At 48.3% G+C, this 15115-nt stretch carries 13 protein-coding genes; 2 read left to right on the top strand and 11 right to left on the bottom strand.

The features are described 5' to 3' along the window. Nucleotides 1-31: 31 nt before the first annotated feature. From XMM383_RS00065 to XMM383_RS00020, 10 genes are read right to left on the bottom strand one after another with little or no spacing between them, the layout of a single operon-like run. Entirely contained in the window at nt 32-304 is a 273-nt protein-coding gene (locus XMM383_RS00065; protein ID WP_173482027.1) for a YbeD family protein, read from the bottom strand. A 40-nt stretch (nt 305-344) separates the two neighbouring features. Beyond that, complete coding sequence (locus tag XMM383_RS00060) at nt 345-1493, bottom strand: D-alanyl-D-alanine carboxypeptidase family protein (protein WP_173494304.1); 1149 nt, start codon at nt 1491-1493, stop codon at nt 345-347. 30 nt (nt 1494-1523) lie between these two features. Next, nucleotides 1524-2390, bottom strand: a complete 867-nt coding sequence (locus tag XMM383_RS00055; RefSeq protein WP_371743740.1) for a septal ring lytic transglycosylase RlpA family protein — start codon at nt 2388-2390, stop codon at nt 1524-1526. Between the two features lie 3 nt (nt 2391-2393). After that, a complete protein-coding gene (mltB, locus tag XMM383_RS00050) occupies nt 2394-3377 on the bottom strand; it encodes a lytic murein transglycosylase B (RefSeq protein WP_173494303.1) in 984 nt (327 codons plus the stop codon). A 29-nt stretch (nt 3378-3406) separates the two neighbouring features. Beyond that, nucleotides 3407-4546 carry a rod shape-determining protein RodA gene (gene rodA / locus XMM383_RS00045; RefSeq protein WP_173482030.1) on the bottom strand — a complete coding sequence of 380 codons (1140 nt, stop codon included), beginning with the start codon at nt 4544-4546 and terminating at the stop codon, nt 3407-3409. Then, complete coding sequence (mrdA, locus tag XMM383_RS00040) at nt 4546-6435, bottom strand: penicillin-binding protein 2 (RefSeq protein ID WP_173482031.1); 1890 nt, start codon at nt 6433-6435, stop codon at nt 4546-4548. Before mrdA ends, rodA begins: the two co-directional genes overlap by 1 nt. Nucleotides 6436-6440: 5 nt before the next feature. Then, nucleotides 6441-6908 carry a 23S rRNA (pseudouridine(1915)-N(3))-methyltransferase RlmH gene (rlmH, locus tag XMM383_RS00035; protein WP_173482032.1) on the bottom strand — a complete coding sequence of 156 codons (468 nt, stop codon included), beginning with the start codon at nt 6906-6908 and terminating at the stop codon, nt 6441-6443. A 5-nt stretch (nt 6909-6913) separates the two neighbouring features. Beyond that, entirely contained in the window at nt 6914-7243 is a 330-nt protein-coding gene (gene rsfS, locus XMM383_RS00030) for a ribosome silencing factor (RefSeq protein WP_173482044.1), read from the bottom strand. A 10-nt stretch (nt 7244-7253) separates the two neighbouring features. Further along, nucleotides 7254-7907, bottom strand: coding sequence for a nicotinate-nucleotide adenylyltransferase (gene nadD / locus XMM383_RS00025; protein ID WP_173483268.1), 654 nt, complete (start codon nt 7905-7907; stop codon nt 7254-7256). After that, nucleotides 7907-9160: a glutamate-5-semialdehyde dehydrogenase gene (locus XMM383_RS00020; RefSeq protein ID WP_173494302.1), complete on the bottom strand. Its 1254-nt coding sequence runs from the start codon at nt 9158-9160 to the stop codon at nt 7907-7909. Before XMM383_RS00020 ends, nadD begins: the two co-directional genes overlap by 1 nt. Before the next feature lie 201 nt (nt 9161-9361). On the opposite strand from XMM383_RS00020, the gene XMM383_RS00015 reads away from it, so the two are divergent. Continuing rightward, entirely contained in the window at nt 9362-11182 is a 1821-nt protein-coding gene (locus tag XMM383_RS00015; protein WP_173494301.1) for a hypothetical protein, read from the top strand. Nucleotides 11183-11255: 73 nt separating this feature from the next. Here the strand turns inward: XMM383_RS00015 and parC are convergent, their stop codons facing one another. Continuing rightward, the gene (gene parC, locus XMM383_RS00010; RefSeq protein ID WP_371744221.1) at nt 11256-13496 is read right to left on the bottom strand and encodes a DNA topoisomerase IV subunit A; all 2241 of its coding nucleotides are present in this window, start codon (nt 13494-13496) and stop codon (nt 11256-11258) included. Nucleotides 13497-13642: 146 nt separating this feature from the next. On the opposite strand from parC, the gene XMM383_RS00005 reads away from it, so the two are divergent. Then, nucleotides 13643-14509 carry a ChaN family lipoprotein gene (locus XMM383_RS00005; RefSeq protein WP_173483270.1) on the top strand — a complete coding sequence of 289 codons (867 nt, stop codon included), beginning with the start codon at nt 13643-13645 and terminating at the stop codon, nt 14507-14509. Nucleotides 14510-15115 lie beyond the last annotated feature (606 nt).

The raw sequence follows: 15115 nt of genomic DNA, 5'->3' as shown, positions 1-15115 counted from the left end.
TAGCGAACGTTTAGAGGTAGATCAGATACCACTAAAGCACCATTTTGACACGACCTGACGCCTTCAGATCGGTATGAATCTGCGCCAACTGCTCTTCACTGGTTGCAGTGATCAATACACGAACTGAGGTAAAGCGTCCTTTACTACTAGCATTGATCTCAACTTTAGACTCATCCAAATCCGGGTCGTAAAGTTTCATGGTATTAACCACGAAATCTCTATAGTCCGGTGCACTGTCACCGACCACCATGATTTTGTAGTCAGGACAAGGAAACTCAATTTTAGGAGGTGTAGGTTCGCTCATAGGTACCTCTAAAGTGAACGAAAGGTGGCTCAATCAGTGACTAACCGAACAACCCTTGGAAAAATAGAACAATGCTGTGCCAGATCGCTTTCACGAAGCCTGCCTCTTCAACAGACTGAAGCGCAAGCAAGGGCTCACGAGCAACCTCTTCACCCTCTAGTGTGACTAAAAGATGACCTACCACTTCACCCGCTGCCAAAGGTGCTTCAATAACCTCTGGAAGGTCTAAGGTCGCGGCTAACTGATTCTCACTGCCGCGAGGAATAGTTAACGACAGATCACCACCCAAGCCGAGAGAAACTGAATCGGTTACACCCTTCCAGACTTTTGGCTTGTTGAGCTCTTGTCCCGCTTTGTAGAGAGGGTAATTTCTGAAGAAACGAAAACCGTAAGCCAACAGCTTTTGACTCTCTTGGGCACGAGCTTGATCAGACGTCGTTCCTAGAACCACAGAGATCAGACGCATATCATCACGCACGGCTGACGATACCAGGCAGTATCCCGCCTCTTCCGTATGACCCGTCTTGATACCATCGACCGTTGGATCGCGCCACAACAGACGGTTACGGTTAGGCTGTTTGATATCGTTGTAGGTAAAGTACTTCTCTTTGTAGATAGCGTACTGTTCAGGGAAGTCCTGAATCAACGCACGACCAATCAACGCTAGATCTCGTGGTGAAGAGTAGTGACCCTCAGCAGGTAAACCGGTCGCATTTTTAAAGTGGGTATTGGTTAGACCCAAACGCTCAGCATGCTGGTTCATCAAATCAGCAAAGGCCTCTTCACTCCCGGCCACATACTCAGCCAAAGCAACCGACGCATCATTCCCTGACTGGATAATGACTCCACGAAGCAGATCCTCTAAACGAACTTGGGTCCCTTCACGAACAAACATACGTGACCCTTCCGTTTTCCAAGCTTTAACGCTGATTGGCACCAGGTCGTTAAAGCTGATGTTACCCTCAGACACTTCGTGCTCAACAATGTAGCTGGTCATCATTTTAGTCAAACTCGCTGGTGCAAACTGACCATCTGCACCTGACTCAGCAATAATGTCACCCGTCGAGGCATCCATTAAGACATAAGCTGTTGCCGCTAATTGAGGTGGTGGAGGCAGAACGGCTGCCTGAATTTGAACCGTCGCAACCGCGACAAACAGTAGAACTAGGGAACGAATCTTTGAGTGCATCTTTACAACTTTTAAATAGGTTAAAACAGTTTAGGGGGATTTTATCAGCAATGGCGATGAATAGCCCATCGACTCCAAACTTTGCACCATTGAGTCAATCGATAGTGTGTCAGTCAGCGGTCCAACGAGCACTCGATGAAACTCTGCATCACCCTGGCGAACTCTCTTGATGACAGCTTGGACGCCATCCATCGCTGAGAGTCGACGTTGAACCGATAGTGCCGAACTCTCTTTACCAAAGGATCCTACTTGCAGGAATGCACCGGTCTCGTCAGGTTTTGGCTGTTGAAGAGACGCAACAGGTTGAGGCGTTTTCTCTACTGTTTCAGTGGTATCAGCAAGATTTCGAGCATCAATGGCCTCGACCCTAACTCGACCGGTACCCTGCTTCAAAATTTCCAAACGCGCCGCAGCTGAGTAACTTAGATCGATCAAACGATTTTCATGGAAGGGGCCGCGATCGTTAACGCGCACAACAACCGACTTACCGTTATCCAGATTAGTCACTTTTGCGAAGCTGGGAATGGGCAGGCTCTTATGTGCAGCAGACATCTTGTAGATGTCGTAGATCTCACCGTTAGAGGTTTTGTGACCATGAAACTTCAGGCCGTACCAAGAGGCGATACCCTCTGCTCTGTAACCAATGTGCGAAGGGAGCACATTATAGCTTTTACCCCAGACCTCGTAGGTCGAACGATTGCCCCCACGACTATAAGGTATATCGACAGGAATAGCATCGGCCACATTGGAAACATCCGGTGGATTATCAGGAGCAAAGTCTTTGCGAACTTTATATCGACCGCCTGCCGTTTCACGATCGTAGGTAGGCGTGGAACTACAACCCACCAGAGCCAGGGCGAATAGAGCTACGATTGCTTTCAGCGTGAACCTTGTCACCAGTTAACCCTTGTTGATCTCAAGACGAATGGCTTCGCTAAGTTCACGAACCGCATTGGCATAGAGACGACTGTGATTGTAGCGAGTGATGACATAGAAGTTATGCAGCCCGAGAAGATATTGATCGCCTTGATCGCTGCTCATACGCATCAGTGTTGCTAGTTGATCGTCTGCAACCTCGCTCTTGGCAATCACTCCACGTCGACGCCACTCACCCAGTGTAAGCTCTGGTTTAAGGCCCTTGTTAAACCACTCTGAATCAACACTGCCGTTCAAAAGGACGTCACTGACAATAGGCTCACCCGCACGCCAGCCATGACGAGCAAAGTAGTTCGCCACACTACCAATCGCATCAACAGGGTTACCCCAAATATCGCGCTGTTGATCGCCGTCAAAATCGACGGCATAAGCTAAGAAGCTTGAAGGAATGAATTGACCATAACCCATGGCGCCAGCGTAAGAGCCTTTCAAAACACCGGGTTCAACACCCTCTTGGCGTGCTAAGCGAAAGTAGTCACCCAACTGCCCTAGGAAGAAGTCGGCACGTTTAGGGTAGTCAAAACCCAAGGTCGACAGCGCATCCAAAACTCGATAATTGCCAGTGATACGCCCAAAGCGTGTCTCCACACCCATGATCGCTAAAACTATCTCAGGCGGAACGCCATAAACTTCTTCAGCCCTTAACAGGGTCTCTTTGTGCTCTTTCCAGAACTGAATGGCTTGGTTGATACGACGCTGCTCAATAAAAATCGCTCGGTACTCGCCCCAATTTAGGCGGCGCTCTGCTGGACGGCTGATCGCATCAATAATGCTCTGCTGATACTTTGCTCGACCTAACACATCACGAATGTAACTCTCTTCGAAACCGTCAGCCTTCAGATCATCAATCAATATCTGAGCTCGTGGATGGGCCTCATAACCAGCAAAAGAGGCTGTTGATACCGCTAAACAACCCGCTAACACCATCGTTTTAAAACGTTTAAGCATGCTTATCTCCAAGCAGTCATCTTATTATTCTAGCGTCGCAACATCGATTTATGGGTATGAATCGACATCAGAATTCCGAAACCTATCATCAACGTCACGATAGAGGTACCACCATAGCTCACCATTGGTAGAGGGACCCCTACGACCGGCAGAATACCACTGACCATGCCGATGTTGACAAAGACATAGACAAAGAATGTCAGCGTGATACTTGCAGCTAGCATACGGGAAAAACTGTCAGGTGCCTTAACAGCGATCATTAAGCCACGACCTACAATTAAAAGGTATAGAGCGAGTAGCACCAATACCCCTTTCATTCCCAGCTCTTCGCCGATTACTGCAATGATAAAGTCTGTATGAGATTCAGGAAGAAAGTCCAGTTGAGACTGAGTACCACTCAAGAAGCCTTTACCTGAGAGGCCACCCGAACCGATCGCCGTTTTAGACTGTATGATGTTCCAGCCCGAGCCAAGAGGGTCGCTCTCTGGATCTAAAAATGTCAGCACCCTCTGTTTCTGATAATCCTTCATGATCATCCAGAGCCCAGGCAGTGAAGCCGCTACAATCCCAGCACTCAGAAAGATCCAGCGCCAGTAGATTCCCGAAAAGAGCAAAATAAATACACCAGAGGCACCGATCAGCAGCGAGGTACCAAGGTCCGGTTGCTTCATAATCAGTGCAAATGGGATCGCAATTAAGATCAAACTCACTATGATCGCTTTGAAGTTGGGTGGCAGTGTGTAGCGAGCGATGTAACCCGCCACCACAATAGGTAGTACCAGTTTCATTAACTCTGAAGGCTGAAAACGAAAACCGGGCAGCGCCAACCAACGTTGAGCCCCTTTAGCACCGACCCCAAACAAGATAACGCCAACCAACAAGGCCACTCCTAGTAGGTAGAGCCAGGGCCCTACCCTCATAATCACCCTTGGAGGGACTTGCGCGAGAAAAATCAACGCGGCAAATCCTGCAGCCATGCGGATGGCCTGACGCTCAACATAGGCCCAGTCTTGCCCTGATGCACTGTAAAGAATGACCAGCCCTGCTATACAGAGCGCCAGCAATAGTAGAAGCAAGGGTAAATCTAGGTGAGTGTAACTCCACAACGAGCGCTGCTTGCGAAGTCCTGACTGATCTGGCGAGACGGAGCGGTGGAAATCTTTAGACATTAATCATCTCCCAACTCACTGGTGTAATCGCCCAGTAACCAAGCATCAATCACTTCACGCGCGACCGGTGCTGCAGCTCTAGAACCACCCTCGCCGTTCTCGACGACTACCGCCACTGCAATTTTAGGATCATCAGCCGGTGCAAAGGCAACAAAGAGTGCGTGGTCTCGCTGACGTTCTAGCAGAGCCTCTGAGTCATATTCAGCATCTTGAGCAATGCCGACCACTTGGGCCGTACCTGTTTTTCCTGCCATGGTATAAGGCGCTCCCGCACCGGCTTTTCGAGCCGTACCGTAGGGAGCATTCACCACATTCACCATACCCTCAATTACCTTTTCAAAGTACTCGGGGTGATTGAGTTCAACATCGGGTAGTGTCGGCTTCTGTTGTAGCTGTTGGATAATCTCTGTCTGTTCCGCCGTTAGCTCATTTTCAGCGATGAAGCTCTTGATCATCTGTGGACGCACCCACTTACCTCGATTGGCTAACACTGCAGTGGCGGTCGCGAGCTGCAGTGGCGTAGCTATCATATAACCCTGCCCAATACTTAGATTGAGTGAATCACCGGGGTACCAAGGCTGTTTCTCGCGACGCTTCTTCCACTCATTGGATGGGAGAATAGCTCGGCCCGCTTCAGGCAGATCCAGACTGGTGACCTGTCCAAAACCGAAACGCCCTAAATAGTCACTGTAAACATCAATCGATGTTTTAGAAGCCGTATCATAAAACCAGACATCACAAGACTCAGCCAATGCGTGATTCAGATCGACTCGACCGTGACCAGATTTCTTCCAATCTCGCCATTTCCGACCATTTTCAGAGAGTTGATAGAAACCTGGATCCCAAACTTTGTGATCAATCGGTACCGATTTAGAATCAACTGAGGCAAGCGCTGTGAAGGGCTTTAGCGTTGATCCCGGTGGGTAGGCTCCACGGATGGCCCGATTATAAAGAGGCTGGTCTTTATCATCGCGAAGCGCATTGTAGTTGTCGAACGATATACCTGTTACAAACTCATTGGGGTCGTAAGAGGGGTTGCTCACCAATGACAAGATTTCACCGGTTTGGGGTTCAATCGCTACAACCGCAGCTCGCTTACCCTCCAACAGTTTCGCTGTAAACTGCTGCAGCTTTAAATCGAGACTTAACTGGATATCCAAACCTGGGGTTGGGTCCTCTTGCTCCAAAACACGCATGACTCGGCCGCGCACATTGGTTTCAACACGCTGCAAACCGACCTGTCCATGCAGTAGCGGCTCGTAATATTTCTCAACCCCAAGTTTGCCAATATAGTGTGTTGCAGCATAGTTATTAGGGTCTAAGGTTTTGAGTTCACGCTCATTAACACGCCCAACATAACCAATGGCATGCACCAGTGAATCAGGGTGAGGATAGTAACGAACAAGATCAGCTTCAATCTGTAGCCCCGGTAGACGATAGAAGTTCACTGAGAGCTTAGCGATCTCCTCTTCGGTTAAGCGAGATTTGAGAGGAACGGTGGAGTGTGGACGACGACGGTGCTTAAGGCGCTTTTTAAAGCCTTCTACCTCTGCCGCAGAGAGCTCTACTAGAGAGGCGACATCCTCTAATAGCGAATCCACATCATCGACCTCCTCTTTAAGGAGCGTCAAACTGAAGCTAGGGCGGTTTTCTGCCAACAGTTCGCCATTACGATCGTAGATAAGACCTCGTCTGGGGGCGACTGGCTGAAGTTTAATGCGATTGTTTTCTGATAACAGAGAGAATCGATCGTGCTCAACGACCTGCAAGAAGTAGATTCGACTGACCAGAATGGCCATCAGCACTAAAACGAAAAGAAACGCGACGACTGCTCGGTTAACAAAGAACCGATTCTCTTTCTGGTAGTCGTTAAATCGTCTCTGATCCATCTAACTCACTTATGGTAGGGATGACCTTGAAGTAAGGTCCAAGCTCGATATATCTGCTCAGCAAGAATAATGCGAACCAGCGGGTGCGGTAAAGTCAGCGCTGATAGCGACCACTTTTGATCGGCAGCGGCGATGCATCTTGGATCAAGACCATCGGGACCACCCACCAAAAGCGTTATATTATTTCCTTCCATCCGCCAGTTTTCAGCCTGTTCTGCAAGCTTTTCTGTCGACCAGTTCTTGCCATCAACACAGAGAGCGATCACTCGATCCCCTTTTGGGATGGCCGCCAACATGGCGTCACCTTCAGAGCGCATAGCCCGTTGGATATCAGCCCCTTTGCCACGATGGCCAGGCTGTAATTCAACCAGTTCTAGCTGAAAATCAGAGGGAAGACGCTTGCAGTACTCTTGGTAGCCGTCCGTGACCCATTTTGGCATCTTAGTGCCGACTGCAAGCAATCGTATGCGCATAAGGCTTAGGCGTCGCCTACTGACCAGAGGCGTTCAATGTCATAGAAATCACGAGCATCTGGCATCATCACGTGCACAATGATGCTACCAAGATCGACCAATACCCAGTCACCAACCGTTTGACCTTCAATACCCATAGGCAAAAGACCCTGCTCTTTCACCTTGTCGATCACCTCTTGAGCAGCGGCTGCTACTTGACGCTTAGATGTACCACTTGCAACCATCATGTAGTCAGTGACGGTGGAGCGGCCACGAACATCGATTAGGTTGATATCTTTTGCTTTCATTCCCTCAAGCGCATCTTGCACTAGGGCGATCAATTGATCATCTTGCATGTAAATTAAATTACCTTTCATTGGCGTCATAGAGACGCTCATTTCTAATAAAATTCCAAACGCTGTCTGGAATTAAAAATCTGGGGTTTGAGCCCCGCTTAATAATCTTTCTAACCTGAGTCGCAGAGACATTCATCGGAGTCAACTGATGCATCGCCAAATGACCTGAAGGACGAAGGCTTAACGCTTCTAAATCCTCAACCCTATGCTGATCAATAAAGCACTGAAGCTCTGAATCAAACTCAGGTTCATAACCGGGTCGAGCAACGATCAACAAGTGACCGAAATCCGTTAACTGCTGCCAATGGGACCAACTCTTAATGCCCAGCAGAGAGTCCATCCCCATCACCATTATTATGGGCAAATCCTCACCCACTTCGGCACGTTTTTTCATCAACGTGTTGATGGTGTAGCAAGGCTCATCACTGATCAATTCACAATCATCAGCAACCAGTGCAGGCTCCGATTCTACCGCTAGCCGAACCATCTCAAACCGCTGCACGGCAGAGCCGCCGGTTGATGCTTTATGGACTGGCTCACCGGTTGGGACCAGATTAATGTGAGGCACATTGAGCACCTCCTGAAGTTCTAGCGCAGTTCTGAGATGTCCATAGTGAATAGGATCAAAGGTACCACCAAAAAGAACCAGAGGAGGTTTCTGCATTACTTACGAACCTGCCCTTCTCCGTAAACAATGTATTTCTGAGACGTCAGCCCCTCTAGACCGACCGGCCCACGAGCGTGAATCTTATCCGTAGATATACCGATTTCAGCACCTAGGCCGTATTCAAAGCCATCGGCAAATCGAGTAGAGGCGTTGATCATGACAGAGCTGGAGTCGACCTCACGCAAAAATTGACGCGACAGCGTGTAGTTTTCAGTAATGATCGCGTCGGTATGGTGAGAGCCGTAGTGATTGATGTGCTCAATTGCACGATCAATACCCTCAACAATTTTGATTGAGAGTATCGGTGCCAAGTACTCCGTCGCCCAATCCTCTTCAGTCGCTCCATTAGCTTGAATAATGGCACATGTCTTGTCACATCCACGAAGTTCTACACCCGCCTCAGCGTAGGCTTCAGCTAGCTCTCTAAGAACCTCATCAGCAACCGATTCATGAACCAGCAGTGTCTCCATGGTGTTACAGGTACCGTAGCGATGAGTCTTGGCATTGATGGCAATATTGACAGCCTTAGCTAGATCAGCCTCTGCATCAATATAGACATGACAAATACCGTCGAGGTGTTTAATAACAGGCACGCGCGCATCGTTCGTGATACGCTCGATCAACCCCTTACCGCCACGAGGCACGATAACATCCACAAACTCTGGCATAGTAATCAACTGACCAACGGCTTCACGATCCGTGGTTTCCACCACCTGGACAGCCGTTTCAGGCAAACCAGCCTGTTTTAGGCCCGCCATAATCGATTTAGCAATCGCCTGATTAGAGTGAATTGCCTCAGAACCACCGCGAAGAATCGTAGCGTTACCCGACTTTAGACAGAGACTGGCGGCTTCCATTGTGACATTCGGGCGTGACTCATAGATGATGCCTATTACGCCTAGAGGAACACGCATCTTACCTAGCTGAATTCCGGATGGCAGAAAACGCATGTCGGATACATCACCGACAGGGTCTGGTAGAGCGGCAACCTGACGAAGACCCTCGATCATGCCATCGATACGCTCTGGAGTTAGCGCTAGACGATCCAGCATCGCATCATCAAGCCCACGAGCCTTTCCAGCCTCAAGGTCTTTCTGGTTAGCTTGAGTGATCGCATCGCGATCGGCATCAATAAGTTCAGCCATTGCAAGCAATGCACTGTTTTTCTGTTCTGTATTAGCACGTGCTACGACACGTGAAGCTTCGCGCGCATTCGCACCAAGCGTCTGCATGTAATCCGCTACATTCATCAGGTCTTTACCGATCAATTTATTGAGAATTCTAGTATAGCGTGACAGCGATCAAGAACCCACCAATAACAAGAAATTACGCCAGCAAAAATTGCTTTTAATGCCTATGAAATAGTTACAAATTTTAGGAACCAACTGGTCGATCGGTCGAAGACAGACTGGTATTATGAAACTCTTATTTTGTGTACTGGAAACAAAGGCATGCTTGAACAAGACGGCGAACAATACAAAGGTTACCTACGTTGGTACCAACGCCCTGCCTTTGCTGCAGCCATCGCTCTGGTTTTGCTCTTCTCTTCGACCTTGGTTGGCTCCTATCTGTTGGCCAAAAATGCCGCAGAAAACGAAGCACTAAAACAGGCCAAAATTTGGAGTAACAGCGCCTCCATGCTGGTTGCCCCTCTGATTCTCTCTAAGGATTTGGTCAGCCTTAACTTTGTCACTAACCAGATTGCAGACGACCCCTTCGTAGCAGGCATTCAAATCACCGATAGCCAGACCATGCGGTTAGCCGCGGCTGGCAAGCAAGAGGGTGTCCACACAGCAAAATCTATCGCACCTAATAACGAAACCATTGCTCAATTAGAGGTCTGGATCGACCCAACTCCCGTTCAGCAACAACTCAATTACCAGACGGGACTAATCAGCAGCGGCGCTATTATCGCTTTTCTGTTATCACTGTTTATCTATCGCCGGCAGAGCAAACTTCTTGAAGAGGAAGTGGCTTATATTGAACAAATTGAGCAACATTTTGACGATCAAATCACAGACTCAACGGAAGCTCAGGAAACAATCGACGACAGCGATGAAGAGGTTTATGAAGACGGTGTTGAGGCAGAAGCGCTAATCGAACAAGAACCAGAGCTAGACTATCAAGAACAGGACACTGAGTTCAACTCCCTAGATAACCACCTTGGATCCGAGGCGGAGACAGAGATTGAATCGACTATTGAGACTGAAGTGGACACCGAAGTAGATTACGATGACATAGGCAATTTCGGATCCGCGTACGATGACCCGATTGTTGAAAACAGCACTTCAGATGAGCCTAGCGAACCTAACTTTGAAGAAGTTCACGAGCCAAACACTGATGAGGCAGACATTCCGCCTTGGGAACCTAGCGAAAATGAGACGATGGTAGAGACCAATGAACCTACCAACATTGAACCGCCAATCGTCAAAATGCAGATAGATGAGACCGATAAGGATGAGATCGATCTGGTTGAACTTCTAAAACCAGAGAGACGCGAACCGAGCGTACCGCCCTTCAAGCCTCTATCAAAAGAGCCCGAACAAGAGCGTGAAGAGCCCAGCTTTGAAACGTTGATGTTTGATACAACGCCAGAGCGCCAAGAGCCCGTGAAGAAACTGGCGCGCAAACTGCCTATCATCAATGAAGAACAGCTCGATCTATACACCATTGAACAGGAGCTTGATCTGTTAACACCAGCCAGTGAAGCGGCCTACGTTGTCCTGATCGACTTTACCAGCCCCCACTCGGCGCTGATCTCCAATGAAGAGCAGTTACAGATCAAACGCACTTACCGAACACTGGCGAACTCCGTTGCCAATATTTACGAAGGCGAGGTCTCCGCACTTGGCGAAGACATACTGATTCAGTTTGATAATGCCAGCGAGGATGACGAGCATGGCGTTAATGCGGCTTGTGCAGCCATGCTATTTGCCCAACTTGCCCGTTCGTACAATAGAAGTCGTTCAGATCAGCAGGAGCCGATACTGAACGTCCACACCGCAATTGTAAGAGGTCAACAGGGTCGTCAGGATAGAATGGCCGACGAAGCCCGCTTCTTAACTCGCTCAACCAAAACAGATCGATTGATTAGCCATACAGCACTCTCAGAGGCACCCGATCTAAAAAGCGGTGTTCTATCAACCGCTGAGATCAAACGCGAAGATGAGGACAAGGTGCTGATCCTATCGTTGAGTAAAAGCTATCAAGATCTGTTAGAAAAACAGGGGCGTTATCTTCTGGCAAAACTGGCACAGCAGGCCGCACAGTAATCTGCATAAACCGCACATTATTGATTCAACAAAAAAGGGAGCCAGTGGCTCCCTTTTGATATTTAGGTAGTCATTACTCTACCGATAGATGGCTCACTCGCTGATAGCCCCTTGGCAGTTTATTGCCTCGACGACCGCGCTCTCCACGGTAGTGTTCTAGATCGGCTTTGGTCATTTTTAGGTACTGCTTACCCGCATGAACCAGAAGTTCCTGATCTTCATTAAGAACAGCCACAGCAACCATCAACTCTTCACGAGCTTGAGCCCTTGCCGACGGGATGTTAATGATCTTATTACCTTTACCTCGTCCCAATACAGGCAGCTCAGAGACTGGGAACACCAGTAGACGCCCTTCAGAAGTTACGGCAGCGATCAAACCATTTTCGCTATCAGAAATGGAATCAGGCGCTACGATATTGGCCCCTTTGGGTAGCGTCAGTACCGCTTTACCGTTTTTCGTCTTACTGGTCATATCACCTATCGACGTGACAAAGCCATAACCAGCATCTGAAGAGAGAAGAACCTTATCACTCTCTTTACCCGCGGTTAGTGCCTCTATCGAAGCACCCTTTTGCAGACTAATGCTACCGGTAACAGGCTCGCCTTGCCCCCGAGCTGAAGGCAGGTTATGAGTCTCTAATGTATAACTGCGCCCCATACTGTCTAGCAGGATCGTCGGCTGGTTCATGCGTCCAGCAATCGAGAGTTTATAACCATCACTCGCTTTGTAATTCAGAGTAGCCGGATCAATGTCATGCCCTTTAGCAGCACGGATCCACCCCTGTTTAGAGAGGACGACGGTAACAGGATCAGAGGTAAGCAGATCTTTATCACTGAACGCTTGAGACTCTTCACGCTCAACCAGAGGAGAGCGGCGATCATCGCCAAACTCTTCAGCAGCCTGTTCAATCTCCTCTTTAATGAGATTACGCATCAACTCATCAGAACCAAGAATAGATTCAAGTTTTTTACGCTCTTCATCTAACTCAGACTGCTCTGCACGGATCTGAAACTCTTCCAGTTTCGCCAAATGACGAAGTTTGAGATCGAGGATGGCGTTAGCTTGGACATCCGTTAGACCGAAGCGCTCCATCATAACCGTTTTAGGCTCATCCTCGTTGCGGATGATTGCGATCACTTCATCGATATTAAGATAAGCAATGATCAAACCATCGAGGATATGCAGTCGATCTAATACTTTCTGCAAACGGAATTCGAGACGGCGTCGAACAACCTGGGTACGCCAAGTAAGCCACTCCGTTAAGATCTGACGAAGATCTTTAACCTGTGGACGGCCGTCAATGCCGATCATGTTGAAGTTAACTCGGTAGCTTCGCTCTAGATCGGTGGTTGCAAACAGGTGAGCCATCAACTGCTCAATATCGATACGATTTGAGCGTGGCACAATCACGAACCGAGTCGGATTCTCATGGTCTGACTCATCACGCAAATCGCTAACCATTGGCAATTTTTTCTGCTGCATTTGAGCTGCAATCTGCTCAAGCACCTTAGCACCAGATACCTGATATGGAAGAGCCGTAATGACAACGTCACCATCCTCAATTTCATAAATAGCACGTGCTTTTACAGAACCACGACCGGTCTCATAGATCTTTTTAAGATCAGCCGTCGGTGTAATGATCTCAGCAGCGGTTGGGAAATCAGGGCCTTTTACTTTCTGACAAAGACGCGCAACACTGGCATCAGGATTGTCGAGCAGATAAGTACAAGCCCGAGCGACTTCGCGAAGGTTATGGGGAAGAATATCAGTCGCCATACCAACGGCGATACCCGTAGAACCATTCAAGAGTACGTTAGGTAGACGCGCTGGCAGAACCTCAGGCTCATCCATCGTGCCATCAAAGTTAGGTACCCATTCAACCGTTCCTTGACCTAACTCTTTTAACAACACCTCGGCATATTTAGAGAGTCGCGCTTCAGTGTATCGCATTGCTGCGAAAGATTTAGGGTCGTCAGCAGAACCCCAGTTGCCTTGACCATCTACAAGTGGATAGCGATAACTGAAAGGCTGTGCCATAAGCACCATAGCCTCATAACAGGCCGAATCACCGTGCGGATGAAACTTACCTAAAACGTCACCTACCGTACGTGCTGACTTTTTAAATTTGGCGCTCGCCTTTAGTCCAAGCTCAGACATTGCATAAACAATACGGCGTTGTACTGGCTTCATACCATCGCCTAGATGAGGCAATGCACGGTCAAGAATGACGTACATTGAGTAATCTAAGTAGGCTTTCTCTGTAAAGGTCTTTAAAGGAAGGGTTTCGACCCCTTCATCGATCAGATTTTCCACAAATAGTGTTCCCAGACGGGTTAGCATTTACAAAAACAGTTGTTTACGAGTATGCCACCATAGACACGCGCTTGCATCTGAAAAGCACCAAGATAGGATCAAATGCGTAGAGTGAAAACGAGTATCAACAAAAAGACACGGACAAGATGAACCTGTTAAAAGCTGTTTCTATTTCAATTCTATTTGGCATATCAGCCGTATCAGCAGCTGAGTGGCAAACTGATATAAAAAGTAATAATCCCATTGTTGGAAAAATATGGGATAACGCAAACCAGCGTTTCATAACTCAACAGCAATTACTGGATCAAATGAGTGAGATAGATTGGATATTGTTGGGTGAAAATCATGAAACGGATATTCATCACGAACTTCAAACAGAGATACTAGAGCTACTGTCCCAAAAGAAGATACTCGGTAATGTTGCCTTTGAAATGGCGAATACAGATCAACAGAGTGCACTAGACAGCGCATTAGGGGAGCCGTCGAATCCAGAACAACTCAACTGGCAAAAAGGCTGGCCTTGGGAGTGGTATGAATCACCCGTGAACTTAGCTTTAACGAAAGCAAACAGAGTACTCAGCACAGACCTAACTCGACAACAACAGATGCAAGCCTACATGGATGAATCAATAGATCATCCTAACGAACACTACAAAAACTTTATGCTCGACATACTCTATGAAAGCCACTGCGGCAAGCTACCCAAATCACAACTGGGCAATATGTTAAGAGTTCAAATAGCCCGTGATCGACAGATGGGTAGAGTACTTAAAGAGAACAGCACCGATAAAGTCGATCTATACATTGCAGGCAACATGCATGTCAGAAAAGATGCCGGCGTCCCCTTTCATAATGAGCTGAATAGCTTATCGATCATGATGCTATCCGTTGGTGACAGCAGAGACCCCTTTGAAATCATACCAGACAGCTATCAGGATGAAGCGATAGCTGATTATGTGATATTCACACCGGAAGTAGAGCAGAGGGATCACTGTTCGCAGATTGAAGGGTAGTAGTTAGCTGTTGGAGCGGTCTTGCGAAGGCCGTGAAGGTTGGGCGCGTAATTAGAGAGCAGGTGACAGGCTAAAGCCAGTCACTGGTGTGCTTAACTCGCTACGAAGCTAGGGTGACTGGCCTTCAGCCTGTCATCCGCTATTGACGTTGGCAGAGATCTTTTACGAAGTCCGACTGTAGGAGCGAACTGCCGCGTAGCGGCAGACCGCGATCACCGCGAAGCGGTGTATCAATGATTATGGACTGGTGCCGGATTTATCTAACGGAGTGCCGGTGACTGGCCTTCAGCCTGTCATCCGCTGTTGACGTTGGCAGAGATCTTTATTAAAACCGTTGGAGCGGTCTTGCAAAGGCCGCGATGGATTTGGCAGAGATCCTTTACGAAGCTCTCAATGACCTACAATAGGTGCCGAGCGTTGCTCGTCATCGCTTCGCGACGCTTGCAGCGCCTCAACCCCGCCCCGTTGGGGCATGGGTTGTCACATGGGCATTCGCTCAGAAGTCTCCTTGCTCCAAACATAAAAAAAGGGCCATCCGAACGGATGACCCTTTTTCTATGTTAGGTGCCTGGCAATGACCTACTCTCACATGGGGAAACCCCACAC

This window comes from Marinobacterium sp. xm-m-383 (genome assembly GCF_013283255.1).
Taxonomy (GTDB): domain Bacteria; phylum Pseudomonadota; class Gammaproteobacteria; order Pseudomonadales; family Balneatricaceae; genus Marinobacterium_E.
Note: the sequence above shows the minus strand (reverse complement) of the source record. Positions and strands in the feature narration are given on the sequence as shown.

What these genes read in the sequence shown, in the direction of transcription:
- mltB (WP_173494303.1), bottom strand. Translation starts at nt 3,377, where the DNA reads ATGCTTAAACGTTTTAAAACGATGGTGTTAGCGGGTTGTTTAGCGGTA.
- rsfS (WP_173482044.1), bottom strand. Translation starts at nt 7,243, where the DNA reads ATGCAAGATGATCAATTGATCGCCCTAGTGCAAGATGCGCTTGAGGGA.
- XMM383_RS00065 (WP_173482027.1), bottom strand. Translation starts at nt 304, where the DNA reads ATGAGCGAACCTACACCTCCTAAAATTGAGTTTCCTTGTCCTGACTAC.
- XMM383_RS00005 (WP_173483270.1), top strand. Translation starts at nt 13,643, where the DNA reads ATGAACCTGTTAAAAGCTGTTTCTATTTCAATTCTATTTGGCATATCA.
- rodA (WP_173482030.1), bottom strand. Translation starts at nt 4,546, where the DNA reads ATGTCTAAAGATTTCCACCGCTCCGTCTCGCCAGATCAGTCAGGACTT.
- XMM383_RS00015 (WP_173494301.1), top strand. Translation starts at nt 9,362, where the DNA reads ATGCTTGAACAAGACGGCGAACAATACAAAGGTTACCTACGTTGGTAC.
- nadD (WP_173483268.1), bottom strand. Translation starts at nt 7,907, where the DNA reads ATGCAGAAACCTCCTCTGGTTCTTTTTGGTGGTACCTTTGATCCTATT.
- XMM383_RS00060 (WP_173494304.1), bottom strand. Translation starts at nt 1,493, where the DNA reads ATGCACTCAAAGATTCGTTCCCTAGTTCTACTGTTTGTCGCGGTTGCG.
- XMM383_RS00020 (WP_173494302.1), bottom strand. Translation starts at nt 9,160, where the DNA reads ATGAATGTAGCGGATTACATGCAGACGCTTGGTGCGAATGCGCGCGAA.
- mrdA (WP_173482031.1), bottom strand. Translation starts at nt 6,435, where the DNA reads ATGGATCAGAGACGATTTAACGACTACCAGAAAGAGAATCGGTTCTTT.
- rlmH (WP_173482032.1), bottom strand. Translation starts at nt 6,908, where the DNA reads ATGCGCATACGATTGCTTGCAGTCGGCACTAAGATGCCAAAATGGGTC.